The 20,668-nt window shown below is 72.6% G+C and carries 21 protein-coding genes; 15 read left to right on the forward strand and 6 right to left on the reverse strand.

From position 1 onward, the window contains the following. Positions 1 to 178 precede the first annotated feature (178 nt). The 4 genes from alr to SSQG_RS41915 all read left to right on the forward strand — a co-directional run bounded on the left by alr (position 179) and on the right by SSQG_RS41915 (position 3,601). Entirely contained in the window at positions 179 to 1,342 is a 1,164-nt protein-coding gene (gene alr, locus SSQG_RS23840) for an alanine racemase (protein ID WP_039933506.1), read from the forward strand. A gap of 206 nt (positions 1,343 to 1,548) precedes the next feature. Beyond that, entirely contained in the window at positions 1,549 to 2,802 is a 1,254-nt protein-coding gene (locus tag SSQG_RS23845) for an alpha/beta fold hydrolase (protein ID WP_003992398.1), read from the forward strand. Beyond that, positions 2,771 to 3,289, forward strand: coding sequence for a tRNA (adenosine(37)-N6)-threonylcarbamoyltransferase complex ATPase subunit type 1 TsaE (gene tsaE / locus SSQG_RS23850; RefSeq protein ID WP_003992399.1), 519 nt, complete (start codon positions 2,771 to 2,773; stop codon positions 3,287 to 3,289). The genes SSQG_RS23845 and tsaE overlap by 32 nt, the downstream gene beginning before the upstream one ends. A 144-nt stretch (positions 3,290 to 3,433) precedes the next feature. Continuing rightward, a complete protein-coding gene (locus tag SSQG_RS41915; protein ID WP_167545796.1) occupies positions 3,434 to 3,601 on the forward strand; it encodes a hypothetical protein in 168 nt (55 codons plus the stop codon). 57 nt (positions 3,602 to 3,658) lie between these two features. Here the strand turns inward: SSQG_RS41915 and SSQG_RS23855 are convergent, their stop codons facing one another. After that, complete coding sequence (locus SSQG_RS23855) at positions 3,659 to 4,213, reverse strand: hypothetical protein (RefSeq protein ID WP_003992400.1); 555 nt, start codon at positions 4,211 to 4,213, stop codon at positions 3,659 to 3,661. A gap of 268 nt (positions 4,214 to 4,481) precedes the next feature. Here SSQG_RS23855 and tsaB point away from each other — a divergent pair, with 268 nt between their 5' ends. The 4 genes from tsaB to SSQG_RS23875 are packed head-to-tail and all read left to right on the forward strand — an operon-like array spanning position 4,482 to position 6,982. Then, positions 4,482 to 5,135, forward strand: coding sequence for a tRNA (adenosine(37)-N6)-threonylcarbamoyltransferase complex dimerization subunit type 1 TsaB (gene tsaB, locus SSQG_RS23860; protein WP_003992401.1), 654 nt, complete (start codon positions 4,482 to 4,484; stop codon positions 5,133 to 5,135). An 8-nt stretch (positions 5,136 to 5,143) separates the two neighbouring features. After that, positions 5,144 to 5,638, forward strand: a complete 495-nt coding sequence (gene rimI, locus SSQG_RS23865; protein WP_425315020.1) for a ribosomal protein S18-alanine N-acetyltransferase — start codon at positions 5,144 to 5,146, stop codon at positions 5,636 to 5,638. Continuing rightward, on the forward strand, positions 5,631 to 6,728 hold the full coding sequence (tsaD, locus tag SSQG_RS23870; RefSeq protein WP_003992403.1) for a tRNA (adenosine(37)-N6)-threonylcarbamoyltransferase complex transferase subunit TsaD: 1,098 nt from the start codon (positions 5,631 to 5,633) through the stop codon (positions 6,726 to 6,728). Before rimI ends, tsaD begins: the two co-directional genes overlap by 8 nt. Then, complete coding sequence (locus SSQG_RS23875; RefSeq protein WP_003992404.1) at positions 6,725 to 6,982, forward strand: hypothetical protein; 258 nt, start codon at positions 6,725 to 6,727, stop codon at positions 6,980 to 6,982. Before tsaD ends, SSQG_RS23875 begins: the two co-directional genes overlap by 4 nt. 9 nt (positions 6,983 to 6,991) lie before the next feature. Here the strand turns inward: SSQG_RS23875 and SSQG_RS23880 are convergent, their stop codons facing one another. Further along, positions 6,992 to 9,304 carry a glycoside hydrolase family 3 N-terminal domain-containing protein gene (locus SSQG_RS23880; RefSeq protein ID WP_039933508.1) on the reverse strand — a complete coding sequence of 771 codons (2,313 nt, stop codon included), beginning with the start codon at positions 9,302 to 9,304 and terminating at the stop codon, positions 6,992 to 6,994. A 185-nt stretch (positions 9,305 to 9,489) separates the two neighbouring features. Here SSQG_RS23880 and SSQG_RS23885 point away from each other — a divergent pair, with 185 nt between their 5' ends. From SSQG_RS23885 to SSQG_RS23900, 4 genes are all read left to right on the forward strand, one after another. After that, a complete protein-coding gene (locus SSQG_RS23885) occupies positions 9,490 to 10,557 on the forward strand; it encodes a LacI family DNA-binding transcriptional regulator (protein ID WP_003992406.1) in 1,068 nt (355 codons plus the stop codon). Positions 10,558 to 10,720: 163 nt separating this feature from the next. Then, entirely contained in the window at positions 10,721 to 11,776 is a 1,056-nt protein-coding gene (locus SSQG_RS23890) for an LCP family protein (protein WP_003992407.1), read from the forward strand. Positions 11,777 to 11,904: 128 nt separating this feature from the next. Further along, positions 11,905 to 12,261: a YciI family protein gene (locus SSQG_RS23895; RefSeq protein ID WP_003992408.1), complete on the forward strand. Its 357-nt coding sequence runs from the start codon at positions 11,905 to 11,907 to the stop codon at positions 12,259 to 12,261. A gap of 47 nt (positions 12,262 to 12,308) precedes the next feature. Further along, positions 12,309 to 13,589: an RNA polymerase sigma factor gene (locus tag SSQG_RS23900; protein ID WP_003992409.1), complete on the forward strand. Its 1,281-nt coding sequence runs from the start codon at positions 12,309 to 12,311 to the stop codon at positions 13,587 to 13,589. A gap of 3 nt (positions 13,590 to 13,592) precedes the next feature. On the opposite strand, the gene SSQG_RS23905 is transcribed toward SSQG_RS23900, so the two are convergent. Continuing rightward, positions 13,593 to 14,762, reverse strand: a complete 1,170-nt coding sequence (locus tag SSQG_RS23905) for a THUMP-like domain-containing protein (RefSeq protein ID WP_039933509.1) — start codon at positions 14,760 to 14,762, stop codon at positions 13,593 to 13,595. 163 nt (positions 14,763 to 14,925) lie between these two features. Between SSQG_RS23905 and SSQG_RS23910 the strand changes: the two genes are divergently transcribed. The 3 genes from SSQG_RS23910 (at position 14,926) to groL (ending at position 18,080) form a co-directional block, all read left to right on the forward strand. Continuing rightward, a complete protein-coding gene (locus tag SSQG_RS23910) occupies positions 14,926 to 15,804 on the forward strand; it encodes a polysaccharide deacetylase family protein (protein ID WP_003992411.1) in 879 nt (292 codons plus the stop codon). Between the two features lie 226 nt (positions 15,805 to 16,030). Next, positions 16,031 to 16,339 carry a co-chaperone GroES gene (gene groES / locus SSQG_RS23915; protein ID WP_003974211.1) on the forward strand — a complete coding sequence of 103 codons (309 nt, stop codon included), beginning with the start codon at positions 16,031 to 16,033 and terminating at the stop codon, positions 16,337 to 16,339. Between the two features lie 115 nt (positions 16,340 to 16,454). Beyond that, the gene (gene groL / locus SSQG_RS23920) at positions 16,455 to 18,080 is read left to right on the forward strand and encodes a chaperonin GroEL (protein WP_003992412.1); all 1,626 of its coding nucleotides are present in this window, start codon (positions 16,455 to 16,457) and stop codon (positions 18,078 to 18,080) included. 229 nt (positions 18,081 to 18,309) lie between these two features. On the opposite strand, the gene SSQG_RS23925 is transcribed toward groL, so the two are convergent. From SSQG_RS23925 to SSQG_RS23935, 3 genes are all read right to left on the reverse strand, one after another. Then, on the reverse strand, positions 18,310 to 19,017 hold the full coding sequence (locus tag SSQG_RS23925) for an ester cyclase (RefSeq protein ID WP_003992413.1): 708 nt from the start codon (positions 19,015 to 19,017) through the stop codon (positions 18,310 to 18,312). 110 nt (positions 19,018 to 19,127) lie between these two features. Next, the gene (locus SSQG_RS23930) at positions 19,128 to 19,901 is read right to left on the reverse strand and encodes an SDR family NAD(P)-dependent oxidoreductase (RefSeq protein WP_003992414.1); all 774 of its coding nucleotides are present in this window, start codon (positions 19,899 to 19,901) and stop codon (positions 19,128 to 19,130) included. Positions 19,902 to 19,995: 94 nt separating this feature from the next. Beyond that, positions 19,996 to 20,664, reverse strand: coding sequence for an MOSC domain-containing protein (locus SSQG_RS23935; protein WP_003992415.1), 669 nt, complete (start codon positions 20,662 to 20,664; stop codon positions 19,996 to 19,998). Positions 20,665 to 20,668: the final 4 nt, after the last annotated feature.

Genomic DNA, 20,668 nt, shown 5'->3' on the forward strand with positions numbered 1-20,668 from the left:
CCCCTCCCGCCCCATCCCGTCCCGAGCTCGGGGGCTGCCTCCCCCGGGCCCCAGCTCCGGCCTGGACGGCCTCGTCCTCCAGCGCCGGACGGGCTGGGTGGGGGTGGGCCGGGTGCGTCGTCGGCCTACCGGGGCCGCCGCCTAGGGGGCGTTCGGGCGCTCTGAGACACTGGGCGCGATGAGCGAGAGAACAGTTCCGTCCACCGCGCCCCTGCGGGCGCGGGCGGAGATCGATCTGGCCGCCCTGCGGGCCAATGTGCGTGCCCTGCGTGCCCATGCGCCGGGCGCGGCCCTGATGGCTGTGGTGAAGTCCGAGGCGTACGGCCACGGGGCTGTGCAGTGTGCCCGGGCGGCCGTCGCCGCCGGGGCGGACTGGCTGGGCACGGCCACTCCCGAGGAGGCCCTCGCCCTGCGGGCCGCGGGGCTGCCGGGCCGCATCATGTGCTGGCTGTGGACGCCCGGGGGGCCCTGGCGGGAGGCGATCGAGGCCGACCTCGACGTGTCCGTGAGCGGGATGTGGGCCCTCGACGAGGTCACCGCGGCCGCCCGGCTCGCGGGGCGGCCCGCCCGCGTGCAGCTCAAGGCCGACACGGGGCTCGGGCGTAACGGCTGCCAGCCCGGTGACGACTGGGCCGAGCTGGTCCGCGAGGCGCTGCGGGCCGAGGCCGAGGGGCTGCTGCGCGTCACGGGACTGTGGTCGCACTTCGCCTGCGCCGACGAGCCCGGCCATCCCTCGATCGCGGCCCAGATCGGCCTCTTCCGGGAGATGGTCGGCCACGCCGAGCAGCAAGGGATCCGCCCCGAGGTCCGGCACATCGCCAACTCTCCCGCCACCCTCACCGTCCCCGAGAGCCACTTCGACCTCGTCCGGACCGGCATCGCCCTCTACGGCATCTCGCCCAGCCCCGAGCTCGGCACCCCGGCCGACTTCGGGCTGCGCCCGGTGATGACGCTCTCCGCCTCGCTCGCCCTGGTCAAGCACGTACCGGGCGGACACGGCGTGAGCTACGGCCACCAGTACGTGACACCCGGCGAGACGACCCTCGGCCTGGTGCCGCTGGGCTACGCGGACGGCATCCCGCGGCACGCCTCCTCCGCCGGCCCGGTCCTGGTCGAGGGCAAGTGGCGCACGATCGCCGGGCGGGTCGCCATGGACCAGTTCGTGGTCGACCTGGGCGGTGACGAGCCCGAGGCGGGCGCCGAGGCGGTGCTCTTCGGGCCCGGGGACCGCGGCGAGCCCACCGCCGAGGACTGGGCCCAGGCGGCCGGAACCATCGCCTACGAGGTCGTGACGCGGATCGGAACGCGCGTTCCCCGCGTCTATGTGAATGCGTCTCCGTGAACGGGTCTCCGTGAATGTGTCCATGTGATTGCGTCTGTGTGAATGTGCGACGGGACAGGTGACTCGGAGGGGGAACTCGTCACCCGAAGCACGGCAGTCACGCGCACCACAGCAGCACCGAACAGCACCAAGACCGACAGCAAGACCGACAGGACCACCACCAGCAGCGGTAGTCCGATGAGCAGCCCGGCGAAGAGGAGCGGTACGTGAGCGAGAGCAGTGCGGAGGTCGTCGCGCACGCCGCCTCCGCGGCCGTCGCGGCCTCCGCCGCAGGTGCGGCGGGAGGCTGGCGCCGGGCGACCGGCATCGCGGGCGTCGCGATAGGCGTGGTGGCCGCGGGCGCGGCCGCCGGTGTCGCCCTGGAACGCATGACCGTCGGACGCGGCATGCGCCAGAAGGCGCGGCTCGCGCTCGACTCGGCGGGCCCCTACGGCTCGCTGCGCGGCATGCCCGGCAAGGCGTTCGCCGACGACGGCACGGAGCTGTACTACGAGGTCGACGACGTCGATCCCGAGGCCGCCCCCGCCACCGGCCCGCGCCGCCGGAGGCTGTTCGGACGCAAGTCCCCGGCCCCCGTCACGGTCGTTTTCAGTCACGGTTACTGCCTGAACCAGGACTCCTGGCACTTCCAGCGGGCGGCGCTCAGGGGCGTCGTACGGACCGTGCACTGGGACCAGCGCAGCCATGGCCGCTCCGGCCGTGGCGTGGCCCAGGCGCGGGACGAGGCGGTCACCATCGAGCAGCTGGGCCGTGACCTGAAGGCCGTCATCGACGCGGCCGCGCCCGACGGGCCGATCGTGCTGGTCGGGCACTCGATGGGCGGCATGACCGTGATGGCGCTGGCCGACCAGTACCCCGAGCTGATCCGGGAGCGGGTCGTCGGGGTCGCCTTCGTGGGGACGTCGTCGGGACGGCTCGGCGAGGTGAACTACGGGCTTCCGGTCGCGGGCGTCAACGCGGTGCGGCGGGTCCTGCCCGGGGTGCTGAAGGCGCTGGGGCAACAGGCCGAGCTGGTGGAGAAGGGGCGCCGGGCCACGGCTGACCTGTTCACCGGGATCATCAAGCGGTACTCGTTCGCGTCCCGGGACGTCGACCCGGCCATCGCCCGCTTCGCCGAGCGGATGATCGAGAGCACGCCCATCGACGTGGTCGCCGAGTACTACCCGGCGTTCAACGACTACGACAAGAGCGAGGCGCTCGCCTACTTCGCCGATCTGCCGGTCCTCGTGCTGGCGGGGGTGCAGGACCTGGTCACGCCCAGTGAGCACAGCGAGGCCATCGCCGATCTGCTGCCGGACGCCGAGCTGGTGCTGGTGCCGGACGCGGGGCACCTGGTGATGCTGGAGCACCCGGAAGTGGTCACCGACCGCCTCGCCGACCTGCTCACCCGCACGGGTGCCGTGCCCGCAGGGGCTACCGTGAAGGGCTATGGAAGCACCAGCACCGCACAACCCGGCTGAGCCCGGATCCGTCCAGATCGTCGTCACCTCCCCCGAGCAGATGCGGGAGCTGGGCCGCCGGCTCGCGAAACTGCTGCGCGCGGGTGACCTGGTGATGCTCAGCGGGGAGCTCGGGGCGGGCAAGACGACGCTGACCCGTGGGCTGGGCGAGGGGCTCGGCGTGCGCGGGGCCGTCACCTCGCCGACCTTCGTGATCGCCCGGGTGCATCCGTCGCTGGGCGACGGGCCGCCGCTGGTCCACGTCGACGCGTACCGGCTCTCCGGCGGTCTTGACGAGATGGAGGACCTCGACCTCGACGTCTCCCTGCCCGAGTCCGTGGTCGTCGTGGAGTGGGGCGAGGGCAAGGTCGAGGAACTGACCGAGGACCGGCTCCAGGTCGTCATCCACCGGGCGGTGGGCGACACGACCGACGAGGTCCGGCAGATGACGATCACCGGTCTGGGGGAACGCTGGGCGTCGGCCGACCTGAGCGTGCTCGCGGCGTAGCTCCGGCCGCGTGGTGTTTTGATGAACGTTCCGACAAGGCGTCGGCAAGATGTTGCGTCCGGTGTCCCGGACGTGGTCACATGGTATCCAGTCCGTAGTTAGGTGTACCTAACTACCTCCGCCCCCGCCCTTCAGGAGGCGTCCATGTCGGCTACACAGAGCAAGGGCCGGCCGCTGCCGTTCGCGGTCGCCGGGGTGTCCATGCGTGATCTGCTGGCGGCGGGCGAGGCGGCGGTGCTGGTCTCCACACCCCCGCGCGCTCCCGAGCCGGAGCTCTCCGAGCCGGCCGAGGACCACCGCGAGGCCGCCTAGGGCCTGCCCGGCAGGCACTGGGGCCCGGCAGGCACTGTGGGGCCCGTCAGACAGGCCCTAGCGGACGACCACGACCTTGCGGCCGATCGTCGCGAACGTCCACATCGCGTCGCCGTCCACGCGCGACTCGCGGATGCCGCCCGTGCGTGCCTGCCCGGCGGGCGGGGACGCCGCGGTCGCCCCGCCCACGGCCGCGCTGAAGCCGATGACCACGCCCTGCACGCTGGTGAAGCGCACGACGTGCTCGACGGGGACGCCGTCGGAGCCGGTGATGGTGTTCGAGCGGGACGTGACCGCGTAGCTGCCCGGGGGCGGGTCCACCTGGCTCGGGTCGACCTCGAACGTCCGGGTGACCACCTCGTCGGAGCCGACCAGCCACACCCGGTCGCCGCGCAGGGAGTACACGACCCGTGCGCCGCTGCCGGAAGCGTCCGGCAGCGCGGACGGGTCCTTCTTGACCCGGGGCGCCTTCGACGCCGCCGGTGAGGCACCCGCCTGCGGCCTGCCCAGACCGGCCGGGACGGTCTGCGACGCCTGGTGGGCGAGGTAGCCGACCGTGGCGAGGGCCGCGGCGGTGAGCCCGGCCACGATCCCCGAGCTGCTGACTGCCACCGTCGTCCACCTCCGCGTCGTACCACCCTGCCGTGCACGCCGTGTCCGCCGTGCCGTGACGGAAGGTGACGGTAGCAGCAGGTGACGACCCGGCAGGCCCGACCGTGCCGGGTCCCGGGGCCCGTGTCGGACGTACCGCCTGCCCCGCGCCGTGCGGCCCGCACGCTCCGGCGCCTTGCGATCGCACGCACCGTGCGCCGCGGGGCCCGCCCTTCGGGCGGACGACGTTACGTCCGACACGGGCCCCGGGGAGCCGTAGGCTGTTTGCGTGCTCTTGCTCGCTCTGGATACCGCCACACCCGCCGTCACCGTCGCACTGCACGACGGCCGCGACGTCATCGCCTCGTCGAGTCAGGTGGACGCGCGGCGGCACGGGGAACTGCTGCTGCCGGCGATCGACCGGGTGCTCGCCGAGGCCGGTCTGAAGCTCGACGCCGTCACCGGGATCGCCGTCGGCATCGGCCCGGGCCCGTACACCGGGCTGCGCGTCGGACTGATGACCGCCGAGACCTTCGGGCTCGCGCTCGGCGTCCCCGTGCACGGCGTGTGCACACTGGACGCGCTCGCCTACGCCGCCGACCTGGAGGGCCCGTTCGTCGTGGCGACCGACGCCCGCCGCAAGGAGGTGTACTGGGCGCGCTACACCGACTCCCGCACCCGCGTCGGCGACCCGGCCGTCGACCGGCCCGCCGACATCGCCGAACAGGTCGAGGGCCTGCCCGCGGTCGGCGCGGGCGCCCTGCTCTACCCGGACACCTTCCCCAGGGCGTACGAGCCCGAGCACGTGTCCGCCGCCGCCCTCGCCCGGCTGGCCGCCGAGAAGCTCGCCGCGGGCGGGGACCTCCCCGAGCCCCGGCCGCTGTACCTGCGCCGGCCCGACGCCCAGGTCCCCAAGAACTACAAGGTGGTCACCCCCAAGTGACCGAGCCCATGACGTCTGTGCTGCGCGAGATGCGCTGGTGGGACATCGACCCCGTGCTGGAGCTGGAGCGGAAGCTGTTCCCCGACGACGCCTGGTCGCGGGGCATGTTCTGGTCCGAGCTGGCCCACGCGCGCGGGCCCGAGGCGACCCGGAAGTACCTGGTGGCCGAGGCGGGGGACCGGATCGTCGGGTACGCCGGTCTCGCCTCCTCCGGCGAACAGGCCGACATCCAGACCATCGCCGTCACCCGGGAGCAGTGGGGGACCGGGCTGGGCGGCCGTCTGCTCACCGAACTCCTGCGGGCCGCGACCGCCTTCGAGTGCGCCGAGGTGATGCTGGAGTGCCGGGTGGACAACATCCGCGCGCAGAAGCTGTACGAGCGGTTCGGCTTCGAGGCCATCGGCTTCCGGCGCGGCTACTACCAGCCGGGGAACGTGGACGCCCTGGTGATGCGCCTGACAGACCCTTCAACTTCCGTACAAGGAACCGAGATCAATGGCTGACGAACCACTCGTCCTCGGCATCGAGACCTCCTGCGACGAGACCGGCGTCGGCATCGTCCGCGGCACCACCCTGCTGGCCGACGCCGTCGCCTCCAGCGTCGACGAGCACGCCCGCTTCGGCGGTGTCGTGCCCGAGGTCGCCTCCCGGGCGCACCTGGAGGCGATGGTGCCCACCATCGACCGTGCGCTGAAGGAGGCCGGGGTGAGCGCGCGGGACCTGGACGGCATCGCCGTCACCGCGGGTCCCGGGCTCGCCGGCGCCCTGCTGGTCGGTGTCTCCGCGGCGAAGGCGTACGCCTACGCCCTCGGCAAGCCCCTCTACGGCGTCAACCACCTCGCCTCGCACATCTGCGTCGACCAGCTGGAGCACGGCGCTCTGCCCGAGCCGACCATGGCGCTGCTGGTGTCCGGCGGCCACTCCTCGCTGCTGCTGTCCAGCGACATCACCTCCGACGTCCGCCCGATGGGCGCGACCATCGACGACGCGGCCGGTGAGGCCTTCGACAAGATCGCGCGGGTGCTGAACCTGGGCTTCCCGGGCGGGCCGGTCATCGACCGGTACGCGCGCGAAGGCGACCCGAACGCCATCGCCTTCCCGCGCGGTCTCACCGGCCCGCGCGACCCGGCCTACGACTTCTCCTTCTCGGGGCTGAAGACGGCCGTGGCGCGCTGGATCGAGGCCAAGCGGGCCGCGGGGGAGGAGGTCCCGGTGCGGGACGTCTCGGCCTCCTTCCAGGAGGCGGTCGTGGACGTGCTGACCCGCAAGGCCGTCCGGGCCTGCAAGGACGAGGGCGTCGACCACCTGATGATCGGTGGCGGGGTGGCCGCCAACTCCCGGCTGCGGGCCCTGGCCCAGGAGCGCTGTGAGGCGGCCGGGATCCGGCTGCGCGTGCCCCGGCCCAAGCTGTGCACGGACAACGGCGCGATGGTCGCCGCGCTCGGCGCCGAGATGGTGGCCCGCAACCGGGCCGCGTCGAGCTGGGACCTGCCGGCGGACTCCTCGCTGCCGGTGACGGAACCTCATGTCCCGGGCCACCACCACGGCCACGACCATGTGCACGAGGTCAGCAAGGAGAACCTCTACTCGTGACGGTCGCCCTGATGTGGGAGGCGCGGGCCGTGGCCGGGCGCGGGGAGGCCCTGCTGACCTGGGCCCGCGCCCAGGAGCTCCCCCGTGAGCCCCTGCGCCGCGAGACCCTGCGCGCTCCCCAGGACCGGGTCCTCGTCATCACCTGGTGGGACGCCCCGTACGACGCAGAGCTGCCCGAGCTGCCGGAGCCGGACGGGGAGCTGGTCACCAGGGCGGTGCACCGGTGGCGGTTCGAGTCGCTGGGCCTGGGCTGAGCGGGCCGGTCACTCCACGCCGCCGACCTCCGTCTCGCACCGCAGCCGCCGGTCGGTGCCGAGCACCCGGACCGGGCCCGTGAGGGTGAGATGCGCGGTGTGCCGTACGTCCGCGCTCGACGCCGCCAGCCTCAGTTCCAGGGCGCCGGGTTCGACCACCCGGTGGCCCGAGCGGTCGGTGAAGGACGACAGGTCCGCGTGGAAGCGGAACGTCACCCGGACCGCCTCGCCCGGCGCCGCCGTCACCCGCTGGTAGCCGATCAGCCGCATGTCGGGGCGGGTCACCGACGCCACCGGATCGTGCAGGTACAGCTGCACGACCTCCGCGCCCTCGCGGTCGCCCGTGTTGCGGACGGTCACCGACACGTCGTACGTCCCGTCCGTGCCGAGCTCCGCCGGCTCCGCGCCGCCCGTGCCGTCCTCCCACGCGAACGTCGTGTAGGAGCGGCCGTGGCCGAAGGCGTACAGCGGGGTCGGGTCGAGGTTGCTGACCTCGCCCGCGAGGCCGAGGGGCGGCTGGAGGTACGTCCAGGGCTGGCCGCCGGGGACCTGCGGGACGCTCACCGGGAGGCGGCCCGACGGGTTCACGCGGCCCGACAGCACTCCCGCCACCGCCGGGCCGCCCTCCTCCCCGGGGAAGAAGGCCTGCACGAGCGCGCCCAGGCGGCCGTGCCAGCGGCCCAGGGCGTAGGGGCGGCCGGTCAGCAGGACCAGCACCACGGGGACGCCCGTGGCCAGCAGCGCGTCCAGCAGTTCGCCCTGGGCGCCCGGGAGCCTCAGGTCCGTCGCGTCGCAGCCCTCGCCCGAGGTGCCCCGGCCGAACAGGCCCGCCCGGTCGCCGAGGACCGCCACGCACACGTCCGCCTCCGCGGTACGGGCGACGGCCTCCTCGAAGCCCGTGGTGTCCGGGTCCGTGACGTCGCAGCCCTGCGCGAACGTCACCTTGGCGTCGGGGAGTTCGGTGCGCAGGGCGTCCAGGACGGTCGGGATCTCGATGCCGACCGGCACGTCGGGGTGGTGGGGCAGGACGTGGGACGGGAAGGAGTAGCAGCCCAGCATGGCCAGGGCGTCGGCGGCCCGGGGGCCGACCACCGCGATGCGGGTGTCGGGGGCCAGCGGGAGCAGGCCGTCGGGGTTGTCGAGCAGGACGACGGACTCCTCGGCCAGGCGGCGGGCCAGGATGCGGTTGCCCGTCGAGTCGAGGTCGACCGCGGTGGCCGGCTCGGGGGCCCAGTCCTCGTCCAGCAGGCCCAGTTCGCACTTCTGGAGCAGGACACGGCGGGCCGCGCGGTCCACGAGCTCCTCGGGGATGCGGCCCGCCCGAACGGCGTCCAGCAGCGGAGGCCCGTAGCACTTGAGCGTGGGCAGTTCGACGTCGATGCCGGCCGTGAGCGCCGCGTGGGCCGCCTCGGCGGGGGTGCCGGCGACGCGGTGCAGGGTCTGGAGGAAGCCGATGCCGAAGTAGTCGGCGACCACCGTGCCGGTGAAGCCCCACTCCTCGCGCAGCAGGCGGGTCAGCAGCTCGGGGTCCGCGGAGGCCGGGACGCCGTCGGTCTCCGTGTAGGCGGCCATCACCGAGCGGGGCCCGCCCTCGCGCACCGCCATCTCGAAGGGCGGCAGGGTGACGTCCGCGAACTCGCGGACACCGGCCCGCACGGGCGCCAGGTTGCGTGCTCCGGCCGAGGAGGCGTACCCGGCGAAGTGCTTGAGCGTGGCGACGACCCCGGCCGACTCCAGGCCCCGCACATACGCCGTGCCGATCGTGCCGACCAGGTACGGGTCCTCGCCGATGGTCTCCTCCACGCGCCCCCAGCGCGGATCCCGGACGACGTCCAGGACCGGCGCGAGGCCCTGGTGGACGCCGGCCGAGCGCAGGTCGTCGCCGATGCGCCGGGCCATCTCCCCGACCAGCGGAGGATCCCAGGTGGCGCCCCAGGCCAGGGGGACGGGGTAGGCCGTGGCCCGCCAGGCGGTGAAGCCGGCCAGGCACTCCTCGTGCGCGATCGCCGGGATGCCGAAGCGGCCCGCCTCGCTGATACGGCGCTGGGCGCGGGCTAGGGCCTGCGCGCCCAGCGCCGGGTCCACGGGGGCGGTGCCGAAGGAGCGCGTGAGCTGTCCCAGGCCGTGGGTGATCAGCTCGTCCCAGTCGTGGTCGGCGGTCATGTCGTGCTGGTGCGGGGCGACGCCGTCGCCGTCCGTCGCGGCGCCCACCCAGACGCCGTACAGCTGGGCGGTCTTCTCCTCCAGGGTCATCCGGGAGAGCAGGTCGTCGACGCGGGCGGCGGCGGTCAGGGCGGGGTCACGCCAGGGCGCGGTGGTCATGAAGCTCCTGTCGGGTGGACGGGACGGCCCTCTGACGGATGGTGCTGACGAGCGCGTGAACGGTGCTGACGATCGTCTCCCGCGCCCGGTTTCACGAATGTTTCGTTATACACGTCGAATGTTCCGGGAACCTATGGCGCCATGAGGACTTCGTCAAGGGGGCCCGCAGGGATACGATCGCCGCCATGACTTCCCCGGAGCCCGTTGAAAGCCGGACGCAAACCCGGACGCAGGGGCGCACCGCGCAGACCGCGACGCTCGCCGAGATCGCCCGTGAGGCCGGTGTGTCGGCGCCGACTGTTTCGAAGGTCCTCAACGGCCGGGCCGACGTCGCCCCCGCCACCCGGGCCCGCGTCGAGGAACTGCTGCGCGCCCACGGCTACCGGCGCCGCCGCGCCGAAGCGACCCGTTCGCCCCTGATCGACCTGGTCTTCCACGAACTGGAGAGCGCCTGGGCGCTGGAGGTCATCCGGGGCGTGGAGAACGTCGCCCGGGACGCGGGGCTCAGCGTGGTGCTGTCCGAGAGCGCGGGGCGGCTCACCCCCGGCCGGACCTGGGCCGACCAGGTCGCCGCCCGCCGCCCGCACGGCGTGATCCTGGTGCTGTCCGGGCTCGACGAGTCGCAGCGGGCGCTGCTGACCAGCCGCTCCATCCCGTTCGTGGTGATGGACCCGGCCGGTGACCCGGGGGCCGATGTGCCGTCGATCGGCGCGACCAACTGGCAGGGCGGCCTCGCGGCCACCCGGCACCTGGTCGAGCTGGGGCACCGCCGGATCGGCGCGATCAGCGGGCCGTCGCAGATGATGTGCAGCCGTGCCCGTGTCGACGGCTACCGGGCCGCCCTGGAGACGGCCGGGCTGCCGGTGGACCCCGCGCTGATCGCGAACGGCGACTTCCACCACGAGGCCGGCTACCGGCTGGGCCTGGAGCTGCTGCGCCGCCCCGACCGGCCGACCGCGGTCTTCGCGGGGAACGACCTCCAGGCGCTCGGGCTGTACGAGGCCGCCCGCGAGCTGGGGCTGCGCATCCCCGAGGACCTGAGCGTGGTCGGCTTCGACGACCTGCCGGTGGCGCCCCTGGTCGGGCCGCCGCTGACGACCGTACGGCAGCCGCTGACGGAGATGGCCGAGGCGGCGGCCAAGCTGGTCCTGGACCTCGGCCGCGAGGAGGGCACTCCGGCCGCCACGCGGGTGGAACTGGCGACGAGCCTGGTGGTGCGGAGCAGTACGGCGGGGCCGGTGGCCGGAAGCTGACGTATCGACGAGTGGATCAGGCGTCTCCCCACCCCTCCGAAGTCAATCGGTTACACCACCGAAACTTTCGTACCGGTGGCACTGAGGTGAGACCGGGCCCGGAAGCCTGAGAATTTCCGAAGAAAACGCGCCCCGAGGTCCCTGCCGGTAATAATTCGGACTTATGTTCCTGCCCGTGACGGGACACGACTCGGACGGGGACGAGGGCGGACACACGGGCCGGCGGCCGACCGTGCTGCGGACCGCCGGCCTCACGCTGGCAGCCCTGCTGGTGCTGGCCACCGGGGCGGCGGGCTGGGCCTACCGGCATCTCGACAACAACATCACCAGCGTCGACATCGACAACGCGCTGGGCGACGACCGCCCGCCGAAGCCGGTGGCCACGCCGTCGTCCTCGGCACCGGCCCTGCCCGGCGGTGCGCTCAACATCCTCGTGCTGGGCTCCGACTCGCGCAGCGGCGAGGAGAACCGGAGGCTCGGCGGCGGTGACAGCTCCGGTGCCCGCTCCGACACGGCCATGGTCGTCCACCTCGACGCCGGGCGGACCGCCGCGACGGTGGTGAGCATCCCGCGCGACACCCTGGTCACCCGCCCGTCCTGCCCCCGCCCGTCCGGCGGGTCGACGTCCGTCGCGTACGGCTCCATGTTCAACAGCGCCTACGCGGTGGGCGGTCCGGTCTGCGCGGTGAAGACCGTCGAGTCGATCACCGGCGTCCGGATGGACCACTACGTCGAGATCGACTTCTCCGGTTTCGCGAGGCTCGTGGACGCGCTCGGCGGCGTCACCGTCACCACGGACGAGGACATCGACGACCTCGACAGCCACCTGCGCCTGAAGGCCGGCACCCACCACCTCGACGGCACCCGGGCCCTCGCCCTCGCCCGCACCCGGCACGGCGTCGGCGACGGCAGCGACCTCGGCCGCATCGGCCTCCAGCAGACGCTGGTGAAGGCCCTGCTGGAGCGGATCGCCGCCCAGGACCTGTTCACCGACCCGGCGAAGGTGTACCGGGTCGCCGACACGGTCACCGCCGGCCTCACCACCGACACCGGCCTGGACTCCCTCGCCGAGCTGACCCGGCTCGGACAGAGCCTGAGGGGCCTCACGGCGAGCGAGGTGCGGACGGTGACGATGCCGGTGATGCGGGCACCGTCGGACCCCAACCGGGTGGTGGCCGAGGAGCCGGAGGCGCGGGAGCTGTGGGAGTCGCTGCGCTGACCTGCGGCGACGCCGTCCGGGAAAAATCTTCGAAGAAATGCGTCGACCGTGTCGATCCGGGCGTCTCCCGATCGACGCAGGGGTGAGAGCGGGGAGAGGCCCCGCTCGCCGAAGCCCGAGGAGTCACCATGCCGCGCTTTCTCACCCTGATCCGCATCGACGAGAAGAACGCCCCCGCCGACGGCCCGAGCCCCGAACTCATGGAGCGGATGGGCAAGCTGCTGGAGGAGATCACCAAGGCCGGGGTCATGCTCGACACGGCCGGGCTCACCCCGACCGCGGACGGCAGCCGGGTGACCTGGGAGGGCGGGCAGCTGTCCGTCACCGACGGGCCGTTCACCGAGACCAAGGAGGTCATCGGCGGGTACTCGATCAGCCAGTGCAAGGACAAGGCCGAGGCCATCGAGTGGACCAAGCGGTTCCTGTCCCTGCACGAGGACTACTGGACGATCACCGCGGAGGTCCGGCAGATCGCCGAGGACTGACCCGTCCTGCTTGGCCGGGCGGCGCCAGGGGTGTCTGATGGTGGACCGTGACCCCGCAGCCCACCCCGCCCCCGGCGCCCCGGCCCGACCGGGCCGCCGAGGCCATCGAGACCGTCTTCCGCATGGAGTCGCCTCGCATCATCGCCGGCGTCACCCGCGTCGTCCGGGACGTCGGCATCGCCGAGGAACTCGCGCAGGACGCGCTGGTCGCCGCGCTGGAGCGGTGGCCGCGGGACGGGGTGCCGGACAACCCGGGCGCCTGGCTCATGGCCACCGCCCGGCACCGCGCCGTCGACCTCGTCCGCCGCCGCGAGAACTACGCCCGCAAGCTCGCGGAGATCGGCCGGGCCCTGCCCGACGCGGCCCCGCCGGAGGAGCCCGCCGACCCCGAGGACATCGACGACGACCTGCTCCGCCTGGTCTTCACGGCCTGCCACCCGGTCCTGTCCACCGAGGCCCGCACCGCCCTCACCCTGCGCCTGCTCGGCGGCCTGACCACGGCCGAGATCGCCCGCGCCTTCCTGGTCCCCGAACCGACGGTCGCCCAGCGCGTCGTCCGGGCCAAACGCACCCTGGCGACCCGGAACATCGCCTTCGAGGTGCCCTACGGCCCCGACCGCGAGGCCCGCCTCGGCTCGGTCCTGGACGTCATCTACCTCATCTTCAACGAGGGGTACGCCGCCACGGCCGGTGACGACTGGCTGCGCCCCTCCCTGTGCGAGGACGCCCTGCGCCTGGCCCGGGTGCTCTCGGGCCTCATGCCGAAGGAACCCGAGGTGCACGGTCTGACCGCGCTCCTGGAGCTCCAGGCGTCCCGCACGGCCGCCCGCACCGGCCCCTCCGGCGAACCCGTCCTCCTCAGGGACCAGAACCGCGCCCGCTGGAACCGCATGCTCATCGCCCGCGGCGTCACCGCGCTGGGCAGGGCCGAGGCCACCTCCTCCGGCGTCCCGGGCCCGTACCTCCTCCAGGCCGCCATCGCCGCCTGCCACGCGCACGCGTACACCTACGAGGAGACCGACTGGCCCCGCATCGCCACTCTGTACGGCCTCCTGGCCGCCCGCGCCCCGTCCCCGGTCGTGGAACTCAACCGCGCGGTGGCCGTCTCGATGTCCGAGGGCCCGGGCCCCGCCCTCACCCTCGTCGACGCCCTCGCGGCCGAACCCGCCCTGCGCGACTACCACCTGCTCCCCAGCGTCCGCGCCGACCTGCTCGCCCGCCTGGGCCGCCCGGCGGAGGCCCGTGCGGAGTTCGAGCGGGCGGCGTCCCTCACCCGGAACGAACGCGAGCGGGAGTTGCTGACGCGCAGGGCGGCTGAGCAGGCCTGACGGCTACACCTGAACGGGGTGGCCGATGAGCATGGCCGGTGCTCCCGCGACCCGGGTCAGGAACACCGTGGCCGCGTGCGGGCCCTGCGGCTTGACCTTCCTGCGGAGTTCCTCCGGCTCGACCGCCGAACCCCGCTTCTTCACGGTGAGGTTGCCGACCTGACGCTCCCGCAGCAGGGCCTTCAGCTTCTTGACGTTGAAGGGGAGGTGGTCGGTGATCTCGTAGGCCGTGGCGTACGGGGTCGGGCGCAGGGCGTCGGAGGTGACGTAGGCGATGGTCGCGTCCAGGAGGCCGCCGTCGACCTCGTCGGCGACCTCGGCGACCAGGTGGGCGCGGATGACGGCGCCGTCGGGCTCGTAGAGGTACCGGCCGGGCGGGCGGACGTCCGGGTCGGGCAGGCCCCGGGAGAGCAGGGTGCGCGGGCCCGGCAGCAGGGTGGCACGGACCGCCCCCGGCTCGGTGCCGAACCACAGCACGGCCTCCTTCACGTCCCCGCCGTCGGAGATCCACTCGGCCCCGGCGTCCTCGGGGACCGCCTCGTGCGGGACGCCGGGGGCGATCTTCAGAGCGGCGGCACGGGGAGCGCGGCGGGCGGCGGACACCGCCCAGGACAGGGGCGGCGAGTACGCCTCCGGGTCGAAGATCCGGCCGCGTCCGCCGCGCCTGGCGGGGTCGACGAACACGGCGTCGTACCCGGCCGTGTCGACCTCCGCGACATCGGCCTCCCGCACCTCGATCAGGCCGGCCAGCCCCAGCGCGTCGGCGTTCGCCCGCGCCGCCGCGGCCGTCAGCGGGTCCCGGTCCACGGCCAGCACCCGGATCCCCGCCCGGGCCAGCGCGATCGCGTCGCCCCCGATGCCGCAGCACAGGTCGGCGACCGAGGCCACGCCCAGGTCCGCGAACCGCCGCGCCCGGTAGGCCGCCACGCTCGCCCGGGTCGACTGCTCCACCCCGTTCGGCGTGAAGAACATCCGCCCCGCGTCCTCGGCCCCGAACTTCACCGCCGCCCGCTGCCGCAGCCGCGCCTGGCCGAGCGCCGCCGACACCAGCTCGGCGGGGTGCTCCCGCCGCAACCGGGTCGCGACGGCCAGTTCCTGAGCCGGGTCGGTGTCCCGCACCTCCTCGAGGAGGGCACGGCCTTCGGGGGTGAGGAGGAGGGCGAGGTCGTTCACCGGTTCATTGTCGGCCACGGCGCCGGGAGGAAGGTGTGTGGGCCAGTCGGTGGATCGTGTGCCGCCGGTCGCGGTGTCGGGGGCGCTCCGAGCCGGTCGGCTGCGAGGATCCGACACCATGCGAGCGGTCGTACAAAATGACAAAAGGCGGGCATCTGGCGGTGTGCGGATCGGTCTCACCGTGCTCGCCCTCGCCGCCATCGCCGCGGGCTGCACGCAGGACGCGGACGAGCGGATCACTCCGGCCGGCGGCCAGCAGCCCATCGACGCGCCCGCCGCCCGGGCGCTCGACTCCTACGCCACCAGGCTGCGCGCCGCGCACGCCGTCCGGGTCGCCGCCGCGCGCCGCTGGGGCCTCAAGAAGGTCCCGCTGAGCGCCCCGCCGGCCCCCACGAAGAAGCCGAGGATCAAGACCCGCAAGGGCTTCGAGGTGACAGGCCACCGGAGGCTGAACCTCCCGCCCGTCTTCACCACGATCCCCACCCGGGACAAGGTCGTCTTCCTCACCGTCGACGACGGCGTCGAGAAGGACCCGGAGTTCCTGCGGATGATGGACGACCTGAAGATCCCGTACAGCGCCTTCCTCAGCGGCCTGCTGGTCAAGGACGACTACCGCTACTTCAAGAAGATGCAGAACCGAGGGGTGGCCCTGAACAACCACACCGTCCGGCACCGCTACCTGCCGGGCCTGACCTACCGCGGGCAGAGGCGCGAGATCTGCGGCATGCAGCGGTACCTCGAGCTGCGCTACGGCACCCGCCCCACCCTCTTCCGCCCGCCCTACGGCAACTACGACAGGGCGACCCTGCGCGCCGCCAAGTCCTGCGGCATCCGGTACGTGCCCCTGTGGGCCGAGGAGGTCTTCGTCGACCACTGGGAGTACCGCGAGGGAGACGGAAAACTGCGCCCGGGCGACATCGTGCTCACCCACTTCCGGGGACGCCAGCAGTGGAAGGGCACCATGCCGGACATGATCCGCCGCTTCCTGAACAGGGTCACGGCCGACGGGTACGCGGTGGGGCGGCTGGAGGACTACCTGTGAGGCCCCGGAGGGCCGCCGTCGGGAGGACCGCCTGGCCGACGCGCCGCCGACAATTAGCAGTCCGCTTGACCGAGTGCTAATCACGGTCATAGTCTCGGCTCTGGCACTCCCCCCTGGAGAGTGCCAACACAGCGACGGGCAGGTCCGGCACCCGCGACGACGGATCCACCTGGTCGCCACCTCAGACAGTTAACCCCGTGAGATCTCCGAAGGGGGAGGTCGGATCGTGACGACCACCAGCTCCAAGGTTGCCATCAAGCCGCTCGAGGACCGCATCGTGGTCCAGCCGCTCGACGCCGAGCAGACCACCGCCTCTGGCCTGGTCATCCCGGACACCGCCAAGGAGAAGCCCCAGGAGGGCGTCGTCCTGGCCGTGGGCCCGGGCCGCTTCGAGGACGGCAACCGTCTTCCGCTCGACGTCTCCGTCGGCGATGTCGTGCTCTACAGCAAGTACGGCGGCACCGAGGTGAAGTACAACGGCGAGGAGTACCTCGTCCTCTCGGCCCGCGACGTGCTCGCGATCGTCGAGAAGTAATTCACCCAAGCACATTGCTTTGAGCTGCGCCCCTGGCCCCCGCGATCGACAAGAAGCCGGGCGTCCAGGGGCGCAGTGCCGTTAACCCAGATTCCGGAAGAGGGCTCACGCTCCCATGGCGAAGATCCTGAAGTTCGACGAGGACGCCCGTCGCGCCCTCGAGCGCGGCGTCAACAAGCTTGCCGACACGGTCAAGGTGACGATCGGCCCCAAGGGCCGCAACGTCGTCATCGACAAGAAGTTCGGCGCTCCCACCATCACCAACGACGGTGTGACCATCGCCCGCGAGGTCGAGGTCGAGGACCCGTACGAGAACCTCGGTGCCCAGCTGGTCAAGGAGGTGGCGACCAAGACCAACGACATCGCGGGTGACGGTACGACCACCGCGACCGTGCTCGCCCAGGCGCTCGTGCGCGAGGGCCTGAAGAACGTCGCCGCCGGTGCCTCCCCGGCCGCCCTGAAGAAGGGCATCGACGCCGCCGTCGCCGCCGTCTCCGAGGACCTGCTCGCGTCGGCCCGCCCGATCGACGAGAAGTCCGACATCGCCGCCGTCGCCGCGCTGTCCGCCCAGGACCAGCAGGTCGGCCAGCTCATCGCCGAGGCGATGGACAAGGTCGGCAAGGACGGTGTCATCACCGTCGAGGAGTCCAACACCTTCGGTCTGGAGCTGGACTTCACCGAGGGCATGGCCTTCGACAAGGGCTACCTGTCGCCGTACTTCGTGACGGACCAGGAGCGCATGGAAGCCGTCCTGGACGACCCGTACATCCTCATCACGCAGGGCAAGATCTCCGCCATCGCGGACCTGCTGCCGCTGCTGGAGAAGGTCATCCAGGCCAACGCCTCCAAGCCGCTGCTGATCATCGCCGAGGACGTCGACGGCGAGGCGCTGTCCACCCTCGTCGTGAACAAGATCCGCGGCACCTTCAACGCCGTCGCGGTGAAGGCCCCCGGCTTCGGCGACCGCCGCAAGGCGATGCTGCAGGACCTGGCCGTCCTCACCGGCGCCACGGTCGTCTCCGAGGAGGTCGGCCTCAAGCTCGACCAGGTCGGTCTGGACGTCCTCGGCTCCGCCCGCCGCGTCACCGTCACCAAGGACGACACCACGGTCGTCGACGGCGCCGGCAACAAGGACGACGTGCAGGGCCGCGTCGCCCAGATCAAGGCCGAGATCGAGTCCACCGACTCCGACTGGGACCGCGAGAAGCTCCAGGAGCGCCTCGCGAAGCTGGCCGGCGGCGTGTGCGTCATCCGTGTGGGTGCCGCCACCGAGGTCGAGCTCAAGGAGCGCAAGCACCGTCTGGAGGACGCCATCTCCGCGACCCGCGCCGCGGTCGAGGAGGGCATCGTCTCCGGTGGTGGCTCCGCGCTCGTCCACGCCGTGAAGGTCCTCGAGGGCAACCTCGGCAAGACCGGCGACGAGGCCACCGGTGTCGCGGTCGTCCGCCGCGCCGCCGTCGAGCCGCTGCGCTGGATCGCCGAGAACGCCGGCCTGGAGGGCTACGTCATCACCTCCAAGGTCGCCGAGCTCGACAAGGGCCAGGGCTTCAACGCCGCCACCGGCGAGTACGGCGACCTGGTCAAGGCCGGCGTCATCGACCCGGTGAAGGTCACCCGCTCCGCCCTGGAGAACGCCGCCTCCATCGCCTCCCTCCTCCTCACGACCGAGACCCTGGTCGTCGAGAAGAAGGAAGAGGAGGAGCCGGCCGCCGCGGGCCACGGCCACGGCCACGCCCACTGACGACCAAGGTCGCCAGAGCCTGAGTGAGGGTCCGGCACCCCGGAAACGGGGTGCCGGGCCCTCGCCGTTGCCTACTGATCACCACGCTCACGGTCTGGCACGAGGAGTACGAGCGCGCGCATCCGCCGCCGCTGCCGCCGTGTCCGACGAAGGCCGGGATTCCGTGTGCCCCACCGGACTCCGCGGTCACCCCTAGGAACTACGGCCGGTGTGCACAAGCGCCGCGCGGTCACAACTCCAGCGGGTCCAGTGCCCCGAGCTGCTGCATCAGCCCCAGCCGGTCGTACTGCCACCAGCCCTCGGCGATCTTCCCGTCCGGGGTGCACCGGTGGACCGTCGTCCCGGTCATGGTGACGTCCTTGCCGGTCGGCGGAATCCCGAGGAAGTCGCCCTTGTGGTGCCCCTTCCAGGACCAGCGGGTGCACACCCGGTCTTCCTGGGCGACCTGGTCCTCGATCGTGAACGAGAAGTCGAACCCGCCACGCCACACCTCCACCTCGCGCCGCAGCGCGTCCAGCCCGATGACGTCCTGCGGGTTGGCGGGATCGTGGTCGTGGTAGTCCTCGATGAACACGTCGTTGAACGGGGGCGCCTCGCCCTGCCCGGCCACGAGCTCGAAGAACCGGCGCGCGGTGGCCGCGTACAGCTGCTCGTCGCGCACCACGTCGAGATCCGTGAAGGTCGGCTCGCCGTCGCAGAGCGCCACCATCTCCCGGAAGATCCGGTCGGTCTCCGGCAGCCCGGAGTTGCGCATCGCCTCCTCGTACGACGGGAACTCCACGATCTCGACGACGTGCGACGCGTCGGCCCGGTCCTTCGCCACCACACTGTGCATCGCGGTCCGCTTGCCCTTGGTCTGCTCGACCCACCTGTCCATCAGCCGGTTCATCTCGTCGAGCCGACTGGTCCTGCATTCGATGAGCTGTACGAAGGTCATGACCTCGCCTCCGGCCTCCCTGGGTCCGGCTGAACAGCACCATTGTCCCCACGGAGGTCTCTCGTCGCCTCCTGAGCGGCGGTGCCGGCACCCGGCCCGGCCGAAGAGTCCTACCGCGGTCCGTACTTCCGTCCCGTCCGGGACGAGACGGCCCCGAGCATCCCCCGCGGCACCAGCTTCGTCGCCCCCATCAGCGCCTTGTACCGCGGGTCCGGGATGGACAGCGTCTTGCCCCGGGCCAGGTCGTGCAGGGCCGCCGTCACCAGCTTGTCCGCGTCGAGCCACATCCAGCCCGGGATGTTGTCCGTACCCATGCCGGCCCGCTCGTGGAACTCGGTGCGCACGAAGCCGGGGCACAGCGCCATCAGCCGTACCCCGCTGCCGGCCAGGTCGCGTGCGGCGCCCTGGGTGAACTGCACGACCCAGGCCTTGGACGCGCCGTAGGTGCCGCGGGGGACGAACGCGGCCACCGAGGCGACGTTGACGACCCCGCCGCGGCCGCGCTCGCGCATCGCCTCGGTCGCCGCCGAGGTCAGTCGCAGCACCGCCTCGCAGTGCACCTTCAGCATCCGCAACTCGTCGGCCATGGACACGTCGAGATAGCGGCCCTTGTTGCCGAAACCGGCGTTGTTGACCAGGAGGTCGACGGGGTTCCTGCGATCGCCGAGCCGGTCGGCCACCGCCTCGATGCCCTTGTCCTCGGCCAGGTCGGCCGTCAGTACCTCCGCCTCGATGCCGTGCCGGTCGTGCAACTCGGTCGCCTGTTCCCGCAGCCGCTTGGTGTCGCGGGCCACCAGGACGAGGTTGTGCCCGTCGGCCGCCAGTCGCCGCGCGAACGCGGCCCCGATGCCTGCCGTCGATCCCGTAATCAGAGCCGTTGTCATGGCGCAAGGTTAGTGACCTGGACCGAGTACGTCCGCTTCCGATCAGGGGCTTCCCCGGTGAAGGGTCCGTGGAGACGGGCGCGGTGAGCCGCTGTCAGACCCCGTGCTTCGCCACGTACTCCCGTGCCTGCCGCAGCACCTCCGGGTGCAGTGCCTCGCCCGCCGGCAGCAGGCGCGGCAGCAGTGTCCGCTCGACGGTCACCGCCCGGAACTGGAGAGCCACCGTCACGTCGTGGTCCGGCCGGTGCGCGATCTCGACGGGGTCGCCCGCCCGGATCTCCCCGGGCTCGATCACCCGCAGATACGCCCCCGGCGCGCCCCGCCGCGTGAACCGCTTCACCCAGCCCTTCTCGTCCAGGTGGCCCTGGAACGTGCGGCACGGGATCCGGCCGCTGGTGACCTCCAGCACCACCGCCGGCCCGACGCGCCAGCGCTCGCCGATCCGCGCGCCGGACACGTCGAGGCCCTCGGTCGTGAGGTTCTCACCGAACGCCCCGTGCGCCAGCGACCGGCCCAGCTCGCGCTCCCACTCGTCCAGGTCCTCGCGCGCCATCGCGTACACCGCCTGGTCGTCGCCGCCGTGGTGCTCCAGCTTGCACACCGCGTCCCCGGCCAGCCCGCTTCCCCCGACGCCCTTGGGCCCGGGCGCGGCCACCCGCACCGGCCCGTCCACCGGCTGCTTGTCGATCCCGGTCACGCCCGCCGGGTTGTCCGTGTACGGCACGGCCTTGGCACGGCCCAGATTCACTGACAGAAGCCTCATGGCC

Origin of the sequence: Streptomyces viridochromogenes DSM 40736 (assembly GCF_000158955.1) — a bacterium.
Classification (GTDB): Bacteria; Actinomycetota; Actinomycetes; order Streptomycetales; family Streptomycetaceae; genus Streptomyces; species Streptomyces venetus.